Source organism: Paenibacillus sp. 10L310 (assembly GCF_056395745.1).
This window is the reverse complement of the sequence record NZ_JBFTKC010000005.1, coordinates 93,160-117,318: the sequence shown is the minus strand read 5'-3', so window position 1 is coordinate 117,318 and position 24,159 is coordinate 93,160. Positions and strand designations below refer to the sequence as shown.

Here is a 24,159-nt window from a genome sequence, read left to right as displayed (position 1 = left end):
CCAAGGTTATAATTGCGCTTTTTTTCATTATATTTCTTGTATATCCATGAAAATTTCATAGTGATACATATCATTTTTGATCGCGTTTAAGATTCACTAAAGGTTCGTCCCCTACCATGGTTACATAAGCCTCAGTTGCTTAACAGAAATCCAAGAAGGAGGATTCATCATTTGAATATTTTATTACGAAAAGTTGCAGTAACGGCATTGTCCGTGACGATGGTAACGACATCTTTTGGTCTGATCGGAAGTCCGAATGCGGCATATGCTGCAGAGAGTACAGCGACAACCACAAGTGCAGGCGTGACGCAAGCTTATGAATCGTTGTTTCAGACGGATAACGTTATTGATGTGAATGTAACGATTGATGATGCAGACTGGAAGAGCATGCTCGAGAGTCCGCTGGATAAGGATTATAAGAATGTGAGTGTGGAAGTGGACGGCAACAAGCTGGACAATGTCGGTTTCTCCACCAAGGGCAATCTGACCCTGAAAGCTGTAGCCTCAATGGAAGATTCGGACCGTTACAGCTTCAGACTGAAGTTTGATAAATACGACAAAACACAAACCCTGCTTGGACTGGATAAAATGGTACTAAACAATAACTACGCCGATCCGTCGTACATGCGTGAAGTTCTTCACTATGAAGCACTGCGCAGCATTGGCATGGATGTACCAATGACGAACTATGTTAATTTGTACGTTAACAGCGAGCTGGTTGGTTTCTATACTGGCGTTGAAGCAGTGGATGATAGCTATCTGGAGCGCAACTATGGTGAGGATTACGAAGAAGGCGTCCTCTATGATACGGATGAGAAGAGTTATCTTCAATATGAAGAGGGCAGTGACTACAGTACAATCACCAAAGATTTGGGTACAGATAAAGACAAAGCCAAATTCAAAACCTTCATCCAAACGCTGAACGAGATGCAAGAAGGTGAAAAAGGGGATATTGAAAATGTACTGGACGTGGATTCGGTGCTTCAATATATTGCAGGCAACATGGTTTTTGGCAACTATGACAGTTATAACGGCGACAAAGGACACAACTACATGCTCTACAGTGATGCCGCTGGCAAGTTCACCGTTGTTCCTTGGGACTTCAATATGTCCTTCAACGGGTACTCTGGTGGAGGCGGACGTGGCACAACAACCGGATCAACCACGACCAACACCAACGCGACAAACGTATCTGTGGACGAGCCGGTACTAGGCATTAACATGGAAAATGTACCGATGATTAATAACCTGCTTGCTGTGCCGAAGTATAAGGAAAAATATTTGAGCTACGTCAATGAACTGACGGACTACATGGAAGGCATTCAGGATCGTATCACTGGCCTTGCCGATGAGATTCGTCCTTATGTGGAAGCAGATCCAACGAAGTTTTATACGACAGAACAGTTTGAATCCAACATCGCTTATTCTGCAAATGCAGACGCGGCAGGTGGTATGGGCGGTACACCACCAGCAGGATTTGAAGGCATGACCCCACCTGAAGGTTTCGAAGGAATGACTCCTCCAGATGGAACAACACCTCCAACTCAGCCGGGTACTGCAACCGGAAACGGTACAACAGATGCAACAACGGGTACAGATAATACGCAGACACGCCCTGGTGGTAACTTTGGCGGTGGGGGCGGAGGCATAGGCTCCATGGCAGCCGGGTCACTGACGACATTTGCACTGAACCGTCTTGCGAATCTGCAAGAGCAACTTGGACGTGAAGTAACGCCTTTGCCTGAGACTTCGGAAGAGACAGGCTCGAACACCTCATCCGGAACAACCGACAAAACCATTACCGTAACTCTCGATGGTAAATTGATCACATTCCCGGATCAGGACCCGCTGCAGCAAAGTGGCCGAGTGATGGTGCCTGTGAACGCAATCCTCGAAGCAATGGATGCAGAAGTGACTTGGGACAAAGCGGCGAAGACGGTAACAGCGGTTCTGAATGATCAGACCCTTGTGCTCAAGATCGGAAGTAGCACCGCAACCGTAAATGGAGAGACACTTGAAATTGATGCACCAGCGATCATTCAAAACAGTCGCACACTTGTGCCTGTACGCTTCAACTCAGAAGGACTGGGACTTACCGTGGACTGGGATCAAACCGCTGCACAAGTAAGCCTTACATCCAAATAAGAAATATCTCCTGCAGATCAACGTTAGTATGGAGAACGAGAAAAGGGATTCGATGGTCAGATCGAATCCCTTTTTGCTCTGTTTTGTCAGGTTAGACGGAGCGAACATCCAGCAAAATCCGGCCTCGTCCATGTCTGGCCTCACTTTTGGCATGCGCTTGATTCGCTTCACTTAAAGGGAAGATAGAATCAATCTCTGAGCGGAGGGAACCGTTAGCGATTAGCTGAGCGATTGTGTACAGATCCTCTGATGTCGGGAATTTGGAATTAAACTTGGCTGTAACGCCATACTGCGCTGCTTTTTCGGCAGAAGGCAGTTGAGTTAACGATACCAGTCGGCCCCCAGGTTTCAGAACACCCCATGAGCGATCTTCGATCTCTCCACCAACAGCTTCAACAACCAGATCTACATTGCTTACCAGCTCTTCAAACAAGGTTGTCTTGTAATCAATTACTTGATCGGCACCCAATGAAGTAACAAAATCAACATTGGCACCAGACGTGGTAGCAATAACATGAGCGCCTTTCCATTTTGCCAGTTGCACTGCGAATTGTCCGACACCGCCCGCAGCAGCGTGGATCAGAACGGTTTGCCCGGCTTCCAACTCACCTTCGGTGAACAGTGCTTTCCATGCAGCTTCAGCTCCGCCTTTAATGGTCGCAGCATCCTCAAAACTCAGGTCGTCTGGCATATGCACCAAATCCGTAGCAGGAGCCATACCATACTCGGCATAACTTCCGTTCACATTACCAAAAACGCGATCTCCCGGCTTGATGGTATCGACACCTTCTCCCACGGACTCAACGATGCCTGACATGGCCGTTCCGGGTGTATAAGGCAGCTCTTTGACAAACACGTTCTGCAACCAGCCGTTACGAATCTTCCAGTCCAGTGGAATGGCTCCAGCATACTGAATGCGTACCAGAACTTCGCCGGCAGCTGGCTGGGGCTTATGGACTTCCTGTTCGAACTGTAATGTATCGGGTCCTCCGTATTGATGAATTTGAATAGCACTCATTTTAGATGTATGCATTGTTCACACGCTCCATTCGTTAAGGAAATTTAGGATAGGGATGAATCAATCTGTGCAGCAATTTTCTGTGAAAGAGATAACAGTAAGTTCTTTTCTTCCTCGGAGAGGCCAGCTGTGGTGATCTGCTCCACTTGGCGCCAGGCGTTATTCACTTGATCCTCCAGTGCGCGTCCGGCTTCTGTCAGGGATACAATGGTCACCCGTCCATCTGTTTTGGACCGACTCCGAGTAACGAGACCGGCATCTTCCAGACGGCGAACAGACTTGGCTACGGTTGAGTGGTCCAGGCGAAGGGTGCGACCCAGAGAGTTTTGGGATTGATGATCTTGGGCATATAACTGCATCAGCATAATCTCTTGACCGGGAAAAAGCCCGGTATCCCGAATCAACTGCGCAGCAAGCCCTTTGTGAGAGCGCGCAAGAGCAAAAATGCTAAAACTGATGGGATAGTTCGCTACTGCACTGAATTCCTCATTATTTAATTCCTGGAGATTATCAGGCTTTTTGAAATCATCTTTGGCTGTCATCATGTACCTCAACTTTCTTAATTATGTTGTCGGAAACATAAATATAACACTTGAATATGTGGTTGGCAACATAAATTGAACTAAACAGTTACATGAAACGTAGAGGACAGAAAGAACCTGAAGAAGCGGAAGGTTCGCCTAAAAGCTTTCTGAAAAGAAAACTTCATCGAAAGGTTGTTCTGTCATCGGAGTGTCCAGTGTAAATATTCTTTAGTTCAACTTATAAAGCTCTTCTAAATTTCTAGACAGCAGATCATTCTCACATAATTACGGAGAAAGCGGAAAAACTTTGATTTTTAATTTCGATTACTGTGATAAAAGTCACTGAAATATTATAAATATTGTGAACACTCCTACCGATAAGACTATAGTGATATTCGAAACTGAATCGAAATTGGCTCGAATATCCCCACAATTACATAGGGAAAAGGGTGGCTCACACACATGCGAAGCATGAGCATCGGTACCAAAATCAGTTTGATCGTTATCAGTATATTTATCGTCTTCTCTTCAGCCGTGGCGGTAAGTGTAATCCTGGAGATGAGGCAGGGGATCACGACATTTGCTACAGAGAAGGCAAAGCGAGATTTGGAGATGGCGAATAGTATCATTACATATAAGCATCCAGGAGATTGGGCCATTAAGGACGGACAATTATTCAAGGGAGATACCGCGCTGGAAGGCAACTTTGAACTGGTGGATGAGATTGGAGAAGCTTCTGGTGACACGGTGACGATCTTCCGAGGTGACGAACGTGTTGCAACAAATGTCATGGTGGACGGAAAGCGTGCTGTTGGCACGAAGGTATCGGACGAGGTCGCCCAGACCGTTTTGCAGCAAGGGGAAAAATACTTCGGTGAAGCCGTGGTTGTGGGTCAGAAATATCAGACGGCCTATGAACCAATCAAGAACGCATCCGGAGAGATTATCGGAATTTTCTATGTTGGCGCTTCTCAATCGTTAATTGATGTGATTATCTCCTCGTTCCTCAAGACATTCGTGATCGTATTCCTGCTTGCAATGTTAGTCGCAATTACCCTGATCCTGCTGTACGTTCGCAGGGTGAGAGTAAGAATCGAACGGGTATCCGTAGCGATTAAACGTGCGGGTACGGGCGATTTCACACAGCCAGTTGTGGACAACGTCCAAGACGAGATTGGCATGCTGGGCATGGGATACAATGAGATGAGAAGTAATCTCCAGGTCATCATTCAAGGAGGACTTCAAGCTGCGGAGAAAGCAGAGCAATCGACTGGGCTGCTACTGAAGATTGCGGACCAAACGTCCAAAGAATCGGCGCAGATTGCATCCTCCGTTGAACAAGTCGCACAAGGAGCCGAGAGTCAGACAATTAGTACAGAAGAAAATCTGCAGGCCATGGAAGAAGTGGCGATAGCCGTACAACGCATGGCGGACAAGGCCTCCAGTATCTCGGATTCTGCTTTGTATTCACGCAAACAGGCTGAAATAGGAGGTGAAGCGGTGCAACTTACCGTTCAGCAGATGTCTACAATTGAATCTTCCGTTACCAAAACGGATGAAGTCATTCGTATGCTGGAAGGGAAGTCGGCACAGATTAGCCAGATGGTTTCCGCCATTCATGAGATTGCAAATCAAACGAATCTGCTTGCCCTCAATGCATCCATTGAAGCAGCAAGAGCAGGGGAGCATGGCAGAGGATTTGCCGTCGTATCTACCGAGGTTCGTAAACTGGCTGAACAAGCCGGAGACTCTTCAGATCGTATTGAAGAACTGGTCGAAGCCATGGAACAAGATATGCAGCAATCGCTATCGGCCATGTCTAGAGTGAAGGACGAAGTACAGGAAGGACTGCGCTTGACCCGGGAAACGGAGCAAAACTTCAGCCTGATCCGGGATACAAACCTACGTATTGCTACAGAGATTGAGGACATGGCTGCGACAAGTGAAGAGATGTCCGCAGGCGTGGAACAGATCGTAGCTTCTGTGCATGAGATCGCTCGCCATGCGCAAACGGCTAGTACCAATTCACAACAGGCTGCCGATTCTGTTCATGAACAGCTCAAGTCGGTAGAGCAGATCAAGGCATCTGCGGCTATTTTGTCTGATGTGTCGACAGAGCTGCAGACCTCACTTAGTCCGTTTAAGATTTAAAATCTGTTACAATAGGGAAAAGGAGGGACTTCATATGGCCCCTGATAAAACAAAACTTTTCCCGAATGAGAATATCCGTACGGTATGTTACATTCAAAACCTGCCGCCGCGTTCCAACGTGGACATCGGTGATTATACGTATTATAGTGACAACACAAATCCGCCAGAGCAATTCTATGACCGGATACAGCATCATTATGACTTTATTGGTGATCGCCTGGTCATTGGCAATTTCTGTGCAATTGCGGAAGGTGTGACATTCATTATGAATGGCGCGAATCATCGGATGGAGGGTATGACCACGTATCCGTTCAACATTTTTGGTGGAGGATGGGAGCGTGTGACACCTACACTGGAACAACTTCCATATAAGGGTGACACGGTACTGGGCAACGATGTATGGCTTGGACAAAATGTAACGATCATGCCTGGTATCACGATTGGAGACGGGGCAATCGTTGCCTCCAATTCAACCGTTGTTAAGGACATTGAACCCTATACGATTGTTGGTGGTAATCCAGCCAAGACTGTTAAAAAGCGTTTTGACGAAGAGACGATTGCACTGCTGCTGGAATTGAAGTGGTGGGATCAGGATGAGGAATGGCTGGATACGCATTTGGAACGTCTTGTCTCTACATATGATCTACAGATCTTGCGCGAACTTCTGAACAGCAAATAGGATGGATGTGCATTGTGCTTAAAAGACAAATAAGCTGGTTCCTGACGGAGCCGGCTTCCAAGCAAATCAGGCCCTGGACCGTTTTGAGCGGATCAGGGCCTCTTGTTGTCCAAGATGAAATGTTAATTTAACGGGTGGGTGGTCGTAGGGTAAAATCAGACTTTGTTGATGGGGGCTTCAAATGAGTGTGATTTTCTGTATGATCCGAGTTTGTCTGTTTGCCTGAATAAAAGTTAATGATATCATCAACGGTAGTAAACACGACATTTAAATCCATATTATCATTGTGTGTTTGAATAAAAACCTCTTTTCAATAAGTTGTTGCGTTGTTTAATTTAAAGCTTCTTTCATGCTTAAGCCTGCTGTGAATACAGGAACTTTACCTGCAGGTAGTTGAATTTCTTTGCCTGTTTTCCGGCTTCTTCCCGTTCTTGCCTCACGCTTCTGCACTTCAAATTTCCCGAATCCGACCAGTTGAACTTCTTTGCCTTCTTTGAGAGCTTCGAGAATCGAGTCCAGTACAACGGTTACAGCTTTTTCAGCATTCTTCTTGGAGAAACCGCCAGCCTTGGCTACTTCTGTGATCAATTGTTCTTTATCCATGGGGAATACCTCGCTTTCAATCTTGGGATGTGAAATCTTTTCTTTACTGTGTAACATATGTGTAAATAAAAAGCTGCCTTATTAATAAGGCAGCTTTCATATAATTAAAGTTTAGTAACGTTCTCAGCTTGTGGTCCACGGTTACCTTGAGTTACTTCAAATTGAACGCGTTGACCTTCGTCCAAAGATTTGTAACCTTCACCTTGAATTGCACTGAAATGAACGAATACATCTGTTCCTTCTTCAGTTTCGATAAAGCCGAATCCTTTATCCGCGTTGAACCATTTCACTGTACCTGTTTGCATGTGATTCCTCCAAAAAATAAGTTTTTAGCCGATCATTATGACGAGTATAATTTAAAATTGACACTCACCTGGTGCATTTAAACCACGAACTTGATGTCCGCTAATGTATCGATTAATATGATAATACCATGTCCGCTAATATAAGTCAAGATTTGGAGGTATTTTCTAATGAATCAGTCATCAGGGGTTTCGGTGCAGCGGGAACCGACAGTAGAGGAATTCATACATATGCTTGCTAAAGAGGGGGAATTGCATCCCAAAACCGTGAAGGAATATGCAAGTGATCTGAAGCACTTTATTGAATGGTACAAGGAAAGCACCATGCTCAGCGCAGAGTTTTCACTGCGAATTGAAGATGTGGATACATCCACTTTAGTCAGTTATCGTGAAGATGCTCACCAAGTTATGTTATTGAAACCAGCCACCATTAACCGGAGATTGATTACGCTGAAGCGTTTTTTCAAATGGGCTGTCTTGGAATCCAGGCTCAGTCATGACCCTTCTAAACCATTAAAATTCATTCCGGAAGACAAAGTAAGTCCACGTCGAATGACATTTGAAGAAGAGCAGGCATTTCTCGCGGCAGTGGAGTATGGTAATTCCCTTCGTGACCAGACCATCCTGACCCTTATGTTTCACACAGGCTTGCGAACGATGGAGGTATGCAACCTCAAGCCTCATGATATCGAAATTGCTAGACGAAGCGGTCACCTGACTGTGAGCGCCGATAAACGCAACGTGCAACGTAAGATCCCTTTGAATATGCAGTGTGTTGTCATATTGAATCAGTACTTATCTGATCTTGCTCCCGATCGTGCGTATCTTTTTCCTTCAGAGAAGACAAATGATCGTTTAACGGAGAGAGCATTGCGCCACCTGATTAAAAAAGTAATGATAACAGCAGGTCTGGAAGGACTGAGTTCACACGACCTGCGTCATCGTTTTGGCTACGCCATGGCTGAGCATACGCCACTGCACCGTTTGGCCGAGATAATGGGACACACCAACCCAGATACAACAATGATTTATTTTAAAGCATTAAGTACGAATCATCGTAAAGAACAAGAATGAAGACTGAATTATAGTCAGAATGAAAACACCTCTTATTAGAAGTACTTCGAAATTTTCCGTGTTTATATTACTTTAACCTACCTTTAGCATTCATATACGATCCTTCACATTTCACTTAGGCACTGCCCGACAGGGTTGCCTTACCTCTATTGAAGAAAGCGATTACATATCCCTGATAATATTGTATATTATGATGGCAACCTTGGAACAGATCAACATGAGCCCTGTGCATTTTGCTTCAATTCGGTGACAGAAAGAAATCAAATGGATCACAATGCTACATATATATTCGTTGATAGGGCATAAGGCCGGCATCAAAAGGGAGGAATCCAAACGTGTACCGGGTACTGCTGGTGGATGATGAAGAAGATGTGCGTGAAGGACTTGTTGTAGAGGTCGATTGGGAAGCGCTCGATCTGCGGATAGTCGGTTTGGCTGAGAATGGGCGGGAAGCATTGGAGATGGCGGAGAGGGTAGAGCCGGACATTGTGGTGACGGATATCAGCATGCCATTCATGAATGGTCTGAAACTCGCACAAAGATTGAGGAAACGTAATCCACTCGTGAAGGTGGTCATTTTGACTGGATATGATGAATTTGATTATGCGAGGCAAGCCATCTCGTTAAGTGTGGACGAATATCTACTGAAGCCGTTCTCGGCAGGACATCTCACAGAACTGCTCACAAGACTGCGCGCTCAGATGGCGGCTGAAGTGGCTGAGCGTGAAGATGTACAGCAGCTGCGTGAGCACTATCATACCAGTTTGCCTTTATTACAGGCAGATCTGATGGCGACCTTGCTCCATCGGCAGAAATCCTCAACATATATTCATAGTAAAGCCAAACAATGCGGATTGGATCTGACAGGAGAACGCTATGGGGTGTCCGTATTGACACTGCATATAGATGGAGATGTGCAAAAGGAGAAGTCTGAGGGAGTATTCAGCGAGCCCCCACAGCGACATAACAAAACAACATCCGAGGTAGCGGATCAGTCTGAGATATTCATTCCCGGAGGTTCCTTGCGTCAATCTGAGGATGCTGAGCTGAAACGCTTTGCGGCACTTAACATTGCGGCAGAAGTTTGGGCGGAGCATGGGGCTGGTCATGCCTTTATGCATCAGGAGACGATTGTCCTGCTCTATGTGGATCGTACGGGCGGTACAGATGGAGTGAAGCGGCAACAGAAGGCATTGGAAAATGTGATGCGCAGCATCAACCACTATTTACGTATCCCGGCTACGGTGGGCTCTGGTCAGATTGTGGATACACTCGCGGATGTGAATCATGCCTATGAAGATGCCCTGCTGGCATTGGATTATCGGCTTGTGCCCGGGACAGATTCAATCATATACATTGCGGACGTGGAGCGACAGACGGCGGGCAAGCTGCGGTTCGACGAGTTGAAGCAGCAGACGTTGACACGATGCCTGAAGGCAGGTACACAAGCAGAGCTGGAGGAAGCACTGGCGATCATTTTCCGGGAAATTACAGTGGAACACGGGCGAAGTGATATTCAGCTCTATTTAATTGAAATATTAACAACAGTATGGAAGGCAGCACAGGCATCAGGAGAAGCGATGGAAGACATCTTTGGTGCAGGGTTCCAGTTGTATGCGGATTTGTTCCGACTGCCGGGACTCACTGAGGCACAGAAGAAGGTACAGGAGGTCTGTCTACTCGTACAACATCGCATTGCGAGCGGACGCCAGCATGTATACAAAGATATTGTCGAGCAGGCGTTAGTTTTCACGAAAGAGCATTATGCCGACCCGGACCTGTCCATTCAGAAGGTGTGCGGGCATTTGCATATCAGCTCCGGTTATTTTTGTGGCATTTTCAAAAAAGAAGTACAACTTACCTTTCTGCAGTACCTAATGCAGATCCGAATGGAGGCAGCGCGTGAGCTGCTTCGCTCGACCGAGCTGAAGTCGTTTGAAATTGCGGAGCAGGTTGGCTTTGCCGAACCCAATTACTTCAGTTTTTGTTTCAAAAAACATATTGGTGTCTCGCCCAAAGAATATCGTAAACAGGCTTCCCAGGCGGCAAGTGAAGGTTCGATCCGATGAAGTTCTTGTCCAGATGGGTGAAGTCCATGGGACCTCAATTACGCTCTCGTCTGCGTTCGTCCAGAGTCAGCAGTATCCGGTTTATTATTACGTGGTCCTTTTCCGTCTTCATCGTCTTGGTGCTGACCATCATGGCGATGCTTCTGCATGACAAGTTCACGCAGGCTGCCGAGCGAAGTGCGGAACTCACGACGAGACAAATTGTGGATCAGGTCAGTTATAACTTGGAGGATTACGTCCGCAGTATGTCGCATCTGTACCGTGCCATTGAGGAACACATGCTGCGTGACGGGACATGGGAAGGGGAACTGGTGGACAAACAGCTTGACACACTGCTCAGCAGTCGTGAAGATATCATCTCGATTACTCTGCTTGATTCCACGGGGAAATTGCTCAAAAACCGACCTACAGCCGAATTAAAAACCAGCGCCCATGTGACACAGCAAGGGTGGTTTCAGTCTGCGCTTCGTGTGCCGGATCACCTGAGTTTCTCGTTACCTCATATTCAGAACATGTACACAGGCCCATATAAATGGGTCGTTTCCATGAGCAAAGGCATAACGATACGGCAAAATGGTCAGGATCGGCAGGTTATTTTGCTGGTCGATATCAATTTCAAACAGATGGATGAACTGAGCCGTCGGGTCAGTCTGGGGCAACGAGGATACGTGTATATCATCGATGAGAGTGCGGGCAATATCGTGTACCATCCGCAGCAACAATTGATGTATATGGGACTCAAAAGCGAGAATATCGAACAGGCTTTGGTGGCTTCCGGCAGTTACGAAGATGAAGCAGATGGGCAGAAAAGGCTGAATACCGTAAAGTCCGTTGCCAATATCGGGTGGAAAATCGTCGGTGTTGCTTATTTGGATGAGATTATGACAACGCGTCAGGAAGTGAACGGATATCTCATTCGTGTATTGGTCGTTGTACTGGTACTGGTCATTCTTGTCTCGCTGTTCTTATCCTCGAGTCTGACTCGTCCGATTCGGCGAATGGAGCGCAAGATGAAGGCCGTGGAGCGAGGGGATTTCAACGTGGAGTTGCCTATTGAAGGGCCGCTGGAGGTGGAACGACTATCTCGTCGCTTCAACCTGATGGTCAATAAAATTCGCACCCTGATGGATGAGATTATCCATGAACAGGAGCAGAAGCGGCGTCTGGAGCTGGAAGCCTTGCAGGCCCAGATCAATCCGCATTTTTTGTATAATACGCTGAATTCAGTAGTGCGCATGGTAGGTATGAGCCGCAATGAGGAAGTGATCACGATGATCACGTCTCTCTCTCGCCTGTTCCGCATCAGTCTTAGTCAAGGTAAAACGATTATCACGATCAGGGAAGAGCTGGAACATGCGCAGCATTATTTGACGATTCAGCAGATGAGGTTCAAGCGCAAATTCAACTTTACGATTAAGGCAGATGATACGCTTCTGGATTGCCTGACATTAAAGCTGGTGCTCCAGCCCCTGATTGAGAACGCCATTGTTCATGGCATCGAGTACCACATGGACGAAGGAAGTATTGAGGTTGATGTTTATTGTGAGGACAACAAGCTGGTGTTTCGCATTACAGATAATGGGGTCGGCATGACGGAAGAACAGATGTCGGGATTATTGAGTGGCAGTCCGGTTGTCAAAAGCGGTGCAGGATCAGGCGTAGCTGTACGCAACGTACATGACCGAATCCGGCTCTATTATGGGGAGGCATATGGCCTTGAATTTGCAAGTGAGTTGGAAGAAGGCACCACGGTCTGGGTTCGGATTCCCATTCAATCGCAGCAGAAGGAGGGCGAGCCTAATGACAGACAACCAAGTGGATAGGAACGATGCCCATAGAGTTAAAGGATTGAATATTCGTACGTTTTGGAAAAAGGTTGCTGCGAGCTTCCCTGGAATCCGGAAATGTCGGTTAGTAACCCAGACAGCTGCAAGCTGCTGTCTGCTCATATGCAGCGCCTGTGGCTTATCGAGTCCCGATGCTACGACAGTACCGCCACGTATCGCGCTGATTACGCCAGCTGGGACAGGGGAACTTGCGGAAGCTATCCGGCTTGGCGCCGAAGCAGCTGCCAAAGAGAACGGAGCCGAACTGATTACCGTGGAAGCATACCCTTCCGATGGTGATGTGTACACGCCTGCCATTCTGGATTCTGCTGGAAGTGAGATGCAGGTCAAACAGGCAAATATCAACAGCCATACGTTGTCTCGCAGTGGGCGAGAGCAGGCTCAAGTGGAGGCCGCCGCATCGGCTCTGAAGCAGGGAGCATCAGCTCTATTAGTCGATCCTTTGAGCGAGAAGGCGCTTAGCGACATTGTTCAGGAGGCGCAGGCAATGAATTCAGATGGAGCCATCATTCCGGTCATAGTGCTTAACGATGAATTTCCCGTGAAAGGCATCACCAGCGTCATCTCCATGGATAATGTGGAGGCTGGACGGCAGGCAGGGCAGGCCATGGCGGAGCTGTTGGAAGGGAAAGGGCATGTTGCCTTATTGGGCCCCGACCCTCTTAATTCTGGTCTGATTCAGAGAGAGCAGGGGGTTATGGAAGCCTTGGAACAGTATCCTGATATTCAAGTGGAACCCAAATCGATATGTAATACACGAGATGGATGTTGGCAGACTGCGAAGCAATTGCTGGACCAGCAGGAGGTGGATGGACTCATTACTCTTCAGGAACCGGCTTCCCTGGGAGCAGCCGATGAACTGAATCGACGCAAATCTGCGGACAAGGTAAGGATTGTTGGATTTGGCAGTGAACAACAGCAACTGGAGCAATTGCAAGAAGGGGTCTTTGATCATCTCATCGTCCAGAATGGATACAGTGCAGGTTATCTAGGATTGAATCAAGCCGTTGCGCGGCTGAACAATCAACAGGTGCAAGCGAGAGTGTTACTTGAGACCAAGCTGGTTAGTACAGACAATATGTTCTGGATGGATAACCAGAAGCTGTTGTTTCCTTTTGTACAATGAACCAATGCTGGAACGAATACTGAATGAAGAAATTAAGGTGTTTGTTAACTTGAGGAAGATTTCGATAGAACAGGTGAAGATATTGTATTCGAATTTAATGTAAACCTTTTCATAATAAAGACATCGGTGAAGCCGAATGAACTTGGGGGAGGTCATTAGGATATGAAGAAAACATGGATGACACTGTTGATTACGGCATGTATGGTTGTGGCGGCGGGGTGTAGCAGCGGCGGAGACAGTGCAGGTGGAAGTACGGGAACAGATACAGGAGGCCAGACAGCAGCCGGTACGGAAACGCCCAAGATTGGTGTTGCCATCTACAAATTTGATGATACATTCATGACGGGTGTACGTAATGCCATGACCGCAGCAGCGGAAGGTGTCGCGACTTTGGATATCGTGGATAGCCAGAATGCACAGCCGACCCAGAATGAGAAAGTGGATCTGTTTGTGTCCAAGAAATACAATGCAATGGCCGTGAACCCGGTGGACCGGACGGCGGCAGGTGTCATCATTGACAAGGCTAAGGCAGCGAACATTCCAGTGGTATTCCTCAACCGTGAGCCGGTGGCTGAAGATATGAACAAATGGGATAAAGTGTACTACGTAGGAGCAAAAGCGGAGGAGTCCGGTACGATCTCCGGTCAGCTGATTGTGGATTACTGGAAAGCACATCCGGAAGCGGACAAAAACGGCGATGGCAAACTGCAATACGTCATGCTGAAAGGGGAACCGGGTCACCAGGATGCAGAGCTTCGGACCAAATATTCGGTTCAGGCGATCCAGGATGCCGGTATCGAAGTGGAAGCACTGGCGGAAGACACGGCGATGTGGGACCGGGTGAAAGGTCAGGAGAAAATGCAGGCGTTCCTGGCTTCCCATGGTGACAAGATTGAAGCTGTTCTCGCGAACAATGATGACATGGCCTTGGGAGCCATTGAGGCATTGAAAGCAGCCGGATACTTCAAGGATGGCAAATCCATGCCGGTGGTAGGTGTGGATGCAACAGCTCCAGCCATTCAGGCTCTACAGGATGGCACAATGCTGGGCACGGTGCTTAATGATGCCAAGAATCAGGGTGCAGCCACGGTGGCACTGGCTTCCGTACTTGCCAAAGGTGAGACACCAACAAAGGAAAATACCAAATACGACATTACAGATGGTAAATACGTCTGGATTGCATACAAGAAGATTACAAAAGACAACATCGCCGACGCCCAATAAAAGCACGAGACAGGGACGTCCGACATTCGGGTAGCGTCCCTTTTTTGACGGTCATATGGAAGGGAGGAACCAAGATGGAGTCACCTTACCTGCTGGAGATGAATGGAGTTTCCAAAGCATTTCCGGGTGTGCAGGCACTAAGTCAGATCACATTGAAAGTAAAGCCGGGGACGGTTCACGCCTTGATGGGAGAGAATGGAGCGGGGAAATCCACACTTATGAAATGTCTGTTCGGCATGTATCACCCGGATGAAGGAACGATACGTATCGAAGGAAAGGATGTGGATATTCCGAATTCCAAAGCGGCACTTCAGCAAGGCATATCCATGATTCATCAGGAGCTGAATCCGGTCCCGCATCGTCCGGTGATGGAGAATATATGGCTGGGTCGTTTTCCGATGAGGGGAATACTGGTGGACGAGAAACGGATGTATACCGATACGCTGGCCCTGTTCAAGGACTTGAACCTGGATATTGATCCGAAGGCTCAGGCGGGAACACTGTCTGTCTCCAAGATTCAATCCATGGAAATTGCCAAGGCGGTCTCTTTTCAATCCAAAGTCATCGTCATGGATGAGCCAACTTCTTCCCTGACAGGCAAGGAAGTGGATCAGCTATTTGCCATTATTAATGAACTGCGCAGTCGCGGCGTATCCATTATCTATATTTCACACAAGATGGAGGAGATCCTAACGATCTCGGATGAAGTGACGATCATGCGTGATGGTTTCGTTGTCGGGACATGGGATGCTGCTGATCTAACGACAGATCTGATCATTACGCGTATGGTTGGCCGTGATCTGGACGAACGTTTCCCGGAACGGACGAACGTACCCGGTGAAGTGATATTAAAAGCCGAGGGTCTGACATCAAGCCAGTCCAAATCGTTTTGTGATGTATCTTTTGAGCTGCGAAAAGGAGAAGTGCTTGGCATTGGCGGCCTGGTTGGAGCACAGCGGACAGAACTGATTGAGTCCTTGTTCGGACTGCGCGGACTCGCTTCGGGTACCATTTCAATTCATGGGCGCAAGGTGAAGATTAATTCCCCCGCAGCAGCGAAGCGTCATAACATTGCGTTGCTCACGGAAGAACGAAGAGTCACAGGAATCTTCCCGGTGTTGTCGGTGTATGAGAACACGATCATTGCCAGTCTGGGGCGCTACCGAAATCGCGTGGGCTTGCTGGACGAGAAAAAGGGCCGCGAAGAGGCACGTGAGCAGACGCAGAAGTTCAGAACCAAAATGCCTTCAGTTAACACGCTGATTCGAAACCTGTCTGGCGGCAATCAACAGAAAGTTCTGTTAGCGCGCTGGTTGCTGACCGACCCGGAGATTCTGCTACTGGATGAACCGACACGTGGAATCGATGTAGGGGCCAAGTTTGAGATTTACACCATTATTACGGAACTGGCTCGTCAGGGCAAAAGCATTATCATGATTAGCTCAGAGATGCCCGAACTGCTGGGTATGTCGGATCGCATTATGGTGATGAGCGAAGGGCGTCTCACCGGAATCGTGGATGGAGCCGAGGCAACAGAGCAGGATATTATGAGGCTGGCCGCGCAGCAGCGGATGGCTTAGTCAGGAGGGAAACAGATGAACACACAGATGATCAATCAAGTGAAACAATATGTAACACAACGCGCCATCTTTATTGTACTGATCCTGCTCATTATTGGTATTGCGATTGCCGATCCGAATTTTCTGGCCTTCTCCACACTGCGGGACATCTTGCAGCAATCCTCTACACGGGCCATTATTGCGCTCGGCGCCGCCTTTATCCTTGTCACGGGCGGGGTCGATCTGTCCGCTGGACGGGTGGTTGGTCTGACAGCGGTTGTATCGGCATCGATGCTACAAATTGACGAGTATGCCAATCGCTTCTTCCCCGATCTGCCCCACTTATGGGTGGGTCTGCCGATCCTTGTCGGGATTACCGCAGGTCTGTTTGTGGGATTGGTAAATGGACTCATTGTCGCCAAATTACATGTGCCACCTTTTATCGCAACACTGGGTACAATGGTAGCCGTGTATGGACTGAACTCCATTTATTTTGATACGGAACCCAACCAGTCACAGCCGATCGGAGGATTGAGACCCGATTTTACCGTCATTGGCTCTGGATACATTGATCTGGGCGGGGGTTATTCCATCCCGTATATTGTCCTCATTGCTATTGCGGTGGCATTAATCTGCTGGGTGATCTTTAACAAAACACGTCTCGGCAAAAACATGTACGCGATCGGCGGCAACATTCAGGCAGCGCATGTATCCGGGATTCATGTGGCACGCAACCTGGTTGCCCTGTATGCCATTGCGGGTGCGTTGTATGGCCTGGGTGGTGTACTTGAGGCAGCACGCACAGGTGGAGCAACAAACAATTACGGTAACATGTATGAGCTGGATGCGATTGCCGCATGTGTGGTAGGCGGCGTATCAACGGCGGGTGGTATTGGAACAGTACCTGGGGTAATGGCGGGTGTACTGATCTTCGGGGTCATTAACTATGGTCTGACGTTTATCGGTGTGAGTCCATACTGGCAGTTGATTATCAAAGGATTGATCATTGTTGCTGCGGTGGCTTTTGATATCCGTAAGTATATGGCAAAGAAATAAGATGAGCCTCAAGAGGTTACACCAGTCACTCCGATGACAGAACAACCTTCTGATCGCTGTTATCCCCAGATTTTTTGATTCCCTTCTAAAGAAGTGAAAATCCGGGGATAGCATATGCTTCCGATGCAGCTTTCTTTCAGAAAGCTTTTAGGCGAACGCTCCGCTTCTTCAGGTTATTTCTGTCCTCTACGTTATCGTGTAAACAATTTGTTCATCTTATATGGAAAAGCAGCAAAGAAGCCAGCCCTCGGGATATAGAGAGCTGGCTTTAATTGTTTAACCATTGACCATCCAATCGATAACGGAGATAACTGGTCCAATGATGCATAAGAGCAACATGAATCCGGCGACGTTATAAGATACACTTGTGCCATAATGTGAACGATTTTTTTTGGCGATCAAGAAGGCTGGAATCCAGAAGAGGGCTGCTACTACAAAAGGAATGTGAAGTCCTTGAGTTCCGTTGCTATAAATAGGTATGTTTATTAAGTTAAAAAGATAATGACTGATCATAAAATTTGTTGTGCCCCATTGAAAATTAAAGGCGAGACCCATCAATAGTACGAGTAGAGAGAGCGTTCCGAGGCCCAGTGGTTTTCGTTGTGTTGTCATGTGATATCCTCCATAACCAAGTATTTATCCTAAATTAATCCATTATTGTATTGTACCACAATAATGATTTATGCGAAGAGGAATTGTTTCACTTTTGTTGATTACAATTACATCATATGTCCTATTGCCTTCATAATTTATACATTCGTGCGAATTTGGCGAGCCTCCACTAATCGACAACATCAGCTAATCATAATCGATATAATACATGTACATAAGTTATTTGATGTGAGTTTTATGTCAAAGGGGGCGAGGCTGTTTGCTTAGTTACACGATGAAAATGGTGATATTCCCGCTAGGTTGTCTGCTTGTCATTTTGTCCTCTTATGTTCTCAGGCTTACCCCTAATATGGCAATAATGTCACTTTCGGCGACATTATTGGTAGCAAGTATTTATGGGGAGAGACGATATCCTGTGCTGCGAAAATTTCAGTGGATTTTTCTCGGGATATTCCACTATTTCAGTGAACTGAACTGGTGCAACATGCTGTATTATATGCTCATTATTTCAATGATCCAGGACAAACCAAGGTTGGCACAGACCTTGCCGATTTCGTTGCTGCTTATGCTGCAATATACGTTGATTCGGCTTTCGTATGTGCCTGTAGATACATATGCTTTGCTGGTTTCGTTATTTGACCTGTTAACCTCGGTTGTTATCATTTTTTTGTATCATACCTTAATCAACAGTGAGGTCGAGAAGCGCAGGCTTCGGGAAAAAAATCGGTTCCTGACCCTGCATGATCCGCTTACCGGACTGTTGAATTACGAAGGTTACATGGAGGTGTTACATAAGACAGTAGAAGAGCAACGGTCTTTTTTGCTTGTCCTTTTGAACGTCAATAACTTTAGCGGCTTTAAAAAAGAGTCAGAAGATCCTTGGTGTACGGTAATCACAGGTACAGGTCAGATGATCAGCAATCATTTCACCGAGGCCTATGGCATATCCCGGTATGCAGGAGACCGATTTGCAGTCGTTTTGCCAGAGATACAGGATGTGGAAGAACGAATGTCGTCACTGTTATCCGTGCAGCTTCAAGGACTCCAGGTAAGCTACAGCATCTCCCTGTACCCGGAAATGTCGGATTCGTTGCAGCACTTTATGACGGTTGCCGAAGATAGGCTTCTTCAACAACAGCGTAGCAAATGGCTGAAAAATGAAGAAGAAGTATTTCGTTCCGAAAGACTAAGGGCTGTGGGTGAACTGGCCGCAGGTATGGCTCACGAAATTCGAAATCCGCTTACCGCAATTCGGGGATTCCTGCAGTTGTCACGTGGACAAGCGTTTAATATCGCGCCATGGTATGAAGTGATTATGGGTGAGGTGACGAGAGTAACCGATCTGACAGCTGAATTTTTGCAGTTTTCCAAACCACATGCCAATCACATGAAGCCTGAACATTTGGGTCACTGCCTTGAACGAGTGATGTCTTTGACCGAGTCAGATGCGGCATCCCGAGGGCATCAAATTACGCTTGAAATGACTAATGAGCCAGTTGTGATCATCATGGATCGAGATAAAATTGTGCAGGTATTGATCAATCTGATTCGTAACGCTTTTGAAGCAATGACAGACCCTGGTGAGGTCCATATGGATTTGTTGCAGGACGGAGACGCAGTGCTCATTTCAATTACAGATACAGGAAGCGGCATTCCGGAAAATTCGCTATCCACCATCTTTAATCCATTTTATACAACCAAAGAAGAAGGTACGGGACTTGGACTTGCGCTCTGCCAGAAAATCGTTCAGGATCACAATGGTAAAATTACCGTCCATAGCGAAATGGGGGTTGGCTCCACCTTCACGCTTCATCTGCCAATGGAGACTTAAATCATATAAGAGATCCAAAGATAGCAATTAAGTAGTCATTAGACAAAAACATAAAAACGCCGCATGGGTCCAGAAGAACCCCGTGCGGCGTTTAATATTTCGATTAATAAGTTGATGTGTGGAGACTACATTGGTTCAGATCATTTTAGCTATATAAGAGTGTGTCTGCAAATTCAAGTAAGCGATATGATGATGGAGGTCAGCGTATAAAAGTCTGAAGTTCAAGCCGGTTGATCCTGGCGAATGGTTAGTCGATTTTCTAAGGAACATAGGACGTCTTATTTGGCCTTCAAGTCCTTACTTTAATTTGTAAGAAACTTCAGACACGTTATTTCCCAACATCCCATGAAAAAACGCTGAAAATGGCTGTTTATTTGGATATAACGTGTCTCAGGTTCTTTAGATTTCTGAGGGAGCTTCAAAAGCTTGAATAAGGCGCCTCAGATTCGTTAGTTTACGCTCTTGCTCTGTTCCAACCGTGAGCTGGACGATGTCCTCAAGCCCGCCCGGCACGGAGTGGAGCTTTTCATTTGGAATAGAGAAAATCCACTTTTGTGGCATATTGATCGCTTGTTCGCACGCGAAGGACATGTTCTCCCACATTCAGGATACAGCGCAATTACTTGCTCCATACGCGCTAAGGTCCGCTTCGGCATGGAGTAACTTTGCAGAGTCGCTTTAGTTCGACTTATTGAGCTGTCCCTGATGTAACTGATAGTAGAATCCTTGTTGCTTCATCAACTCATCATGGTTGCCCCGTTCAGCGATCTGTCCATCATCAATGACGAGAATCTGATCGGCTTCATGAATCGTGCTCAGTCTGTGGGCGATGACAAAGCTGGTACGGTCTTTCATTAAAGTGCGCATCGCTTCCTGAATGTGCATCTCCGTACGCGTATCAATGCTGCTTGTTGCTTCATCCAGAATAAGAATGGCCGGATCAGCCAGAATTGCCCGGGCAATGGTCAGCAGTTGTCGTTGTCCCTGACTCAGGTTGCTTCCCCCGGAAATGATGGGGGTGTCGTAACCTTGTGACAGTTTTCGGATGAACGAATGTGCATTCGCCAGCTCAGCCGCTTGCCTGATCTGTTCATCGGTTGCGTCGGGCTTGCCGTAGGCGAGATTGTCGCGAATGGTACCCGAGAACAGGTAGGCATCCTGAAGTACAATGCCGAGTTGCCGACGGAGTTGATCCTTCTCCAGTTCCGAGATGTTACATCCATCGATGGTAATCCATCCGCCTGTAATCTCGTAGAAACGGGGTAACAGGTTGATAATGGTCGTTTTGCCTGCGCCGGTGGGTCCAACAAGTGCAATCATCTCACCAGGTTTTGCAGTAAAACTGACCTTCTTCAAAATGTCTCGCTCCGCACTGTATCCGAAAGAGACGTCTTCAAATACCACTTTACCTTGAATCTGGTCCAGTTGTTTCTTCTGTTCCTCTACGTATTCGCTAGGCGTATCCATAATGTGAAACACACGTTCAGCACCTGCAATTGCAGCCTGAATCAGATTGTACTGATTGGCAAGATCGTTGAGCGGCCGCTCAATCTGGCGGGAGTAAGCGAGAAAGCTGACGATCAGTCCGATGGACGTCATTTCATGATAAGCCATCCATCCACCTACAGAAGCCAGTATGGCAAACCCGATATTATTCATCACGTTCATCGTAGGTCCAACCAAACCCGAAACGGTCTGGGCCTGTGTGCTGGATGTGCGCAGTTTCTCGTTCAAATTCTCAAAATGTTGATGTGCCTGATCCTGACGGTTATAAGCCGCTACGACTTTTTGTCCAGCAATGGTTTCCTGAGCATACCCATTAAGCTCACCAAGCAATTTCTGCTGGGCTGTGAAGTGTTTACGTGTTCTTGACGCGATCAGGCGAGTGGCGATGGTAATCAACGGTACAGTCACCAGACTGAGCAGGGTAAGCCGTACATCAAGTGCAAACATGATCGACAAGGAGCCAACGAGCAGGATGGCACTGGACATCAATTGAGTTACGCTTTGATTCAGCGTTGTAGATACGTTATCGATATCATTGGTCGCCCGGCTCATCAGATCCCCGCTTTGATTTTTATCAAAAAAATGGATAGGCAGCTCTTGCAGTCGGGAGAACAACGCATGTCGCAGATCCTTAACGGTCAGTTGGGACACACCAATCATGACATAGGATTGAGCCCACATCAGGAGTGAGCCAAGGACATACACACTCAGCAAAAGAAGACATTCCTTCAGCAAACCCGCGGTTACCTTGGGCACAATATGTTCGTTAACGGCACGGCCGAGAAGGTAAGGTCCTGCCAGATTGAGCAGTGTTCCAAGAGCCGTCAGCACTAATGCAGCAATGACTCCTTTGCGATGACGTCCCATATACGACCATACCCGGATTAGGGCATGGCGAGCATTTTTCGCTCGGATTTTGGGAACAGGTCCTCTTCCCGCTGGTCCGGGTCTTCCGATGGGAGGCACGACCGTTTGTTGTATGGAGGAAGATGCAGGTTTAGCCAAATTGAACATCCTCCTTCCGTTGCTGCGAATAATAGATGGCTTGATAGTGTGATGAATGAGCCATAAGGTCATCATGTGTGCCTCTGGCAACGATCTGTCCTTCATCAATGACATATATACAGTCTGCATCCTTCACGGAGGAGATCCGCTGTGCAATCAAAAAGGTCGTGCTGTCTTTCATCAAGGACTGCAAAGCCTTCTGAATGCTCGCTTCCGTACGCAGATCAACAGCACTGGTGCTATCATCCAGAATCAGTACTTCCGGTCGCATGAGCAGGGCGCGTGCAATGGATATCCGCTGTTTTTGTCCACCGGACAGATTGACCCCGCGTTGACCCAGCTCCGTGTCATACCCATCTTTCAGTTTCATAATAAAATCATCCGCTGCCGCAGCTTGTGCCGCAGCACGCAATTCAGCATCCGTTGCACCGGGCCGGCCGAAACAAATGTTATCCCGGATGCTGCCGCTGAACAGGATGGATTCCTGTAGCACAATGGACACACGGCTGCGAAGATCCTGAAGATCCCAGTGGCGAACGTTCACTCCATTCACGAGCACTTCACCCTGCGAAGCATCGTATAGACGGGGAATCAGCTGCACCAGCGAGGTTTTGCCTGAACCTGTTGAACCGATCAGGGCCACTTTCTCACCCGAGCGAGCCTTCAGGTTAATGTCAGTGAGTGCATGGTCTCCGTCATAACGGAAAGATACGTCTCTGAACTCCACTTGACCGCCTGTGTGGGAGGGAAGAGAAGACGTTTGGTTTCGGGACTGATCACGAGTAGACGGGGATGACTGTACATTCCCGGAGTTATCGGTTCCCGATTGAATATCCGGCTGTGTATGTAACACCTCGTTGATCCGTGTAGCTGATACCTTGGCGCGGGAGAAACTCATCATCATCATGCCGATCGACGTGAGGGACGAGAGTACAACCGTGACATAGTTGATAAAAGCAATCAGATCCCCGGCAGCAATATCGCCTCCCACTACCTGGAAACCTCCAAACCACAGCACCGCTACAATGGTAGCGTTCAGCATCAGGCTGAGTACGGGTGCATTCAGTGTGACAATACGCCAGGCTTTGACGGCAGTTGAGGTGTAATCTTCATTGGAGTGTTTGAACCGCTTTTTCTCCAGACGCGCACGTGCAAACGCCTTGACGACACGAATGCCGGCAAGATTCTCCTGAAGCACAGCGTTGACCTGATCAAGCTTGCTCTGCACACTGGCGAACAGCGGATAGGAAGCTTTTATCAGAATAAATAAAATAATAAACAGCACCGGTACAGTCGCAATAAGAATTAAAGCCAGCTTTACACTGATCGTAAACGCCATGATGATACTACCGATGATTAGCATTGGTGAACGGATAAACATCCGTAGCAGCATCTGTACAAAGGTCTGCATCTGGGTAATGTCACTGGTCAGACGAGTGATCAGAGATCCTTCCTGAAACGTATCCAGATTGCGGAAGGAGAAGGTTTGAATATGGTCAAACAGTTCTTGGCGCAGATCTGTGCCGTATCCAACGGCAGCTTTACTTGAATAGAGTGTACAGCCTGCGCCGCCAACCCAGCCGATTAACGCAACAAGTAGCATGATCAGACCTGTAGTTATGATATGGGGCAGATTCCCTGCAAGTACACCATCATCCACGATGCTGGACATCAGCTTGGGCTGGAGCAGGTCCATGGTAACCTCAAGTACCATGAGCAGCGGGGCGACGATTGCCGCCGACTTATACGGGGTCAAGAATCGTTTTAACGTCCACAATAGGGAATCACCTCAATCTTCATAGCATAAGTGAATCAATTTCATAATACC

General features: G+C 47.4%; 19 protein-coding genes. 11 read left to right on the top strand and 8 right to left on the bottom strand.

Features of this window, described 5'->3' with window-relative positions; genetic code table 11:
* Window positions 1–171: 171 nt before the first annotated feature.
* Window positions 172–2,145 (top strand): CotH kinase family protein, encoded by a 1,974-nt coding sequence (locus AC1DE7_RS14280; protein WP_477534648.1) that lies wholly within the window; start codon window positions 172–174, stop codon window positions 2,143–2,145.
* Window positions 2,146–2,236: 91 nt separating this feature from the next.
* Here AC1DE7_RS14280 and AC1DE7_RS14275 read toward each other — a convergent pair whose 3' ends face one another.
* Window positions 2,237–3,163 carry an NADP-dependent oxidoreductase gene (locus tag AC1DE7_RS14275; protein ID WP_477534647.1) on the bottom strand — a complete coding sequence of 309 codons (927 nt, stop codon included), beginning with the start codon at window positions 3,161–3,163 and terminating at the stop codon, window positions 2,237–2,239.
* 44 nt (window positions 3,164–3,207) lie between these two features.
* Window positions 3,208–3,705, bottom strand: a complete 498-nt coding sequence (locus AC1DE7_RS14270) for a MarR family winged helix-turn-helix transcriptional regulator (protein WP_477534646.1) — start codon at window positions 3,703–3,705, stop codon at window positions 3,208–3,210.
* 444 nt (window positions 3,706–4,149) lie between these two features.
* Between AC1DE7_RS14270 and AC1DE7_RS14265 the strand changes: the two genes are divergently transcribed.
* Together AC1DE7_RS14265 and AC1DE7_RS14260 are read left to right on the top strand one after the other, a co-directional pair.
* A complete protein-coding gene (locus tag AC1DE7_RS14265) occupies window positions 4,150–5,838 on the top strand; it encodes a methyl-accepting chemotaxis protein (protein ID WP_477534645.1) in 1,689 nt (562 codons plus the stop codon).
* A gap of 34 nt (window positions 5,839–5,872) precedes the next feature.
* Window positions 5,873–6,517, top strand: a complete 645-nt coding sequence (locus AC1DE7_RS14260) for a Vat family streptogramin A O-acetyltransferase (RefSeq protein WP_017690335.1) — start codon at window positions 5,873–5,875, stop codon at window positions 6,515–6,517.
* A 330-nt stretch (window positions 6,518–6,847) separates the two neighbouring features.
* Here the strand turns inward: AC1DE7_RS14260 and AC1DE7_RS14255 are convergent, their stop codons facing one another.
* Window positions 6,848–7,120 (bottom strand): HU family DNA-binding protein, encoded by a 273-nt coding sequence (locus tag AC1DE7_RS14255; RefSeq protein WP_036606368.1) that lies wholly within the window; start codon window positions 7,118–7,120, stop codon window positions 6,848–6,850.
* A gap of 104 nt (window positions 7,121–7,224) precedes the next feature.
* Window positions 7,225–7,425 carry a cold-shock protein gene (locus AC1DE7_RS14250; protein ID WP_017690333.1) on the bottom strand — a complete coding sequence of 67 codons (201 nt, stop codon included), beginning with the start codon at window positions 7,423–7,425 and terminating at the stop codon, window positions 7,225–7,227.
* A gap of 168 nt (window positions 7,426–7,593) precedes the next feature.
* Here AC1DE7_RS14250 and AC1DE7_RS14245 point away from each other — a divergent pair, with 168 nt between their 5' ends.
* The 7 genes from AC1DE7_RS14245 to mglC all read left to right on the top strand — a co-directional run bounded on the left by AC1DE7_RS14245 (window position 7,594) and on the right by mglC (window position 17,377).
* Entirely contained in the window at window positions 7,594–8,496 is a 903-nt protein-coding gene (locus AC1DE7_RS14245; RefSeq protein WP_477534644.1) for a tyrosine-type recombinase/integrase, read from the top strand.
* 335 nt (window positions 8,497–8,831) lie between these two features.
* Window positions 8,832–10,565, top strand: coding sequence for a response regulator transcription factor (locus AC1DE7_RS14240; RefSeq protein ID WP_477534643.1), 1,734 nt, complete (start codon window positions 8,832–8,834; stop codon window positions 10,563–10,565).
* A gap of 26 nt (window positions 10,566–10,591) precedes the next feature.
* Window positions 10,592–12,388: a sensor histidine kinase gene (locus AC1DE7_RS14235; protein WP_477534642.1), complete on the top strand. Its 1,797-nt coding sequence runs from the start codon at window positions 10,592–10,594 to the stop codon at window positions 12,386–12,388.
* A complete protein-coding gene (locus tag AC1DE7_RS14230) occupies window positions 12,366–13,538 on the top strand; it encodes a substrate-binding domain-containing protein (protein ID WP_477534641.1) in 1,173 nt (390 codons plus the stop codon). Before AC1DE7_RS14235 ends, AC1DE7_RS14230 begins: the two co-directional genes overlap by 23 nt.
* Window positions 13,539–13,700: 162 nt before the next feature.
* Window positions 13,701–14,762, top strand: coding sequence for a galactose ABC transporter substrate-binding protein (locus AC1DE7_RS14225; RefSeq protein ID WP_036606548.1), 1,062 nt, complete (start codon window positions 13,701–13,703; stop codon window positions 14,760–14,762).
* A gap of 74 nt (window positions 14,763–14,836) precedes the next feature.
* The gene (locus AC1DE7_RS14220; RefSeq protein WP_477534640.1) at window positions 14,837–16,342 is read left to right on the top strand and encodes a sugar ABC transporter ATP-binding protein; all 1,506 of its coding nucleotides are present in this window, start codon (window positions 14,837–14,839) and stop codon (window positions 16,340–16,342) included.
* Window positions 16,343–16,357: 15 nt separating this feature from the next.
* Window positions 16,358–17,377 (top strand): galactose/methyl galactoside ABC transporter permease MglC, encoded by a 1,020-nt coding sequence (gene mglC, locus AC1DE7_RS14215; protein ID WP_017690326.1) that lies wholly within the window; start codon window positions 16,358–16,360, stop codon window positions 17,375–17,377.
* Between the two features lie 276 nt (window positions 17,378–17,653).
* Here mglC and AC1DE7_RS14210 read toward each other — a convergent pair whose 3' ends face one another.
* On the bottom strand, window positions 17,654–17,989 hold the full coding sequence (locus AC1DE7_RS14210; protein WP_282319223.1) for a hypothetical protein: 336 nt from the start codon (window positions 17,987–17,989) through the stop codon (window positions 17,654–17,656).
* Window positions 17,990–18,404: 415 nt separating this feature from the next.
* Between AC1DE7_RS14210 and AC1DE7_RS14205 the strand changes: the two genes are divergently transcribed.
* Entirely contained in the window at window positions 18,405–19,820 is a 1,416-nt protein-coding gene (locus AC1DE7_RS14205) for an ATP-binding protein (RefSeq protein WP_051449843.1), read from the top strand.
* Between the two features lie 399 nt (window positions 19,821–20,219).
* Here AC1DE7_RS14205 and AC1DE7_RS14200 read toward each other — a convergent pair whose 3' ends face one another.
* The 3 genes from AC1DE7_RS14200 to AC1DE7_RS14190 form a co-directional block, all read right to left on the bottom strand.
* The gene (locus AC1DE7_RS14200; protein ID WP_477534639.1) at window positions 20,220–20,423 is read right to left on the bottom strand and encodes a hypothetical protein; all 204 of its coding nucleotides are present in this window, start codon (window positions 20,421–20,423) and stop codon (window positions 20,220–20,222) included.
* A gap of 75 nt (window positions 20,424–20,498) precedes the next feature.
* Window positions 20,499–22,340, bottom strand: a complete 1,842-nt coding sequence (locus AC1DE7_RS14195) for an ABC transporter ATP-binding protein (protein ID WP_477534638.1) — start codon at window positions 22,338–22,340, stop codon at window positions 20,499–20,501.
* Window positions 22,324–24,108, bottom strand: coding sequence for an ABC transporter ATP-binding protein (locus tag AC1DE7_RS14190; RefSeq protein ID WP_477534637.1), 1,785 nt, complete (start codon window positions 24,106–24,108; stop codon window positions 22,324–22,326). Before AC1DE7_RS14190 ends, AC1DE7_RS14195 begins: the two co-directional genes overlap by 17 nt.
* Window positions 24,109–24,159: the final 51 nt, after the last annotated feature.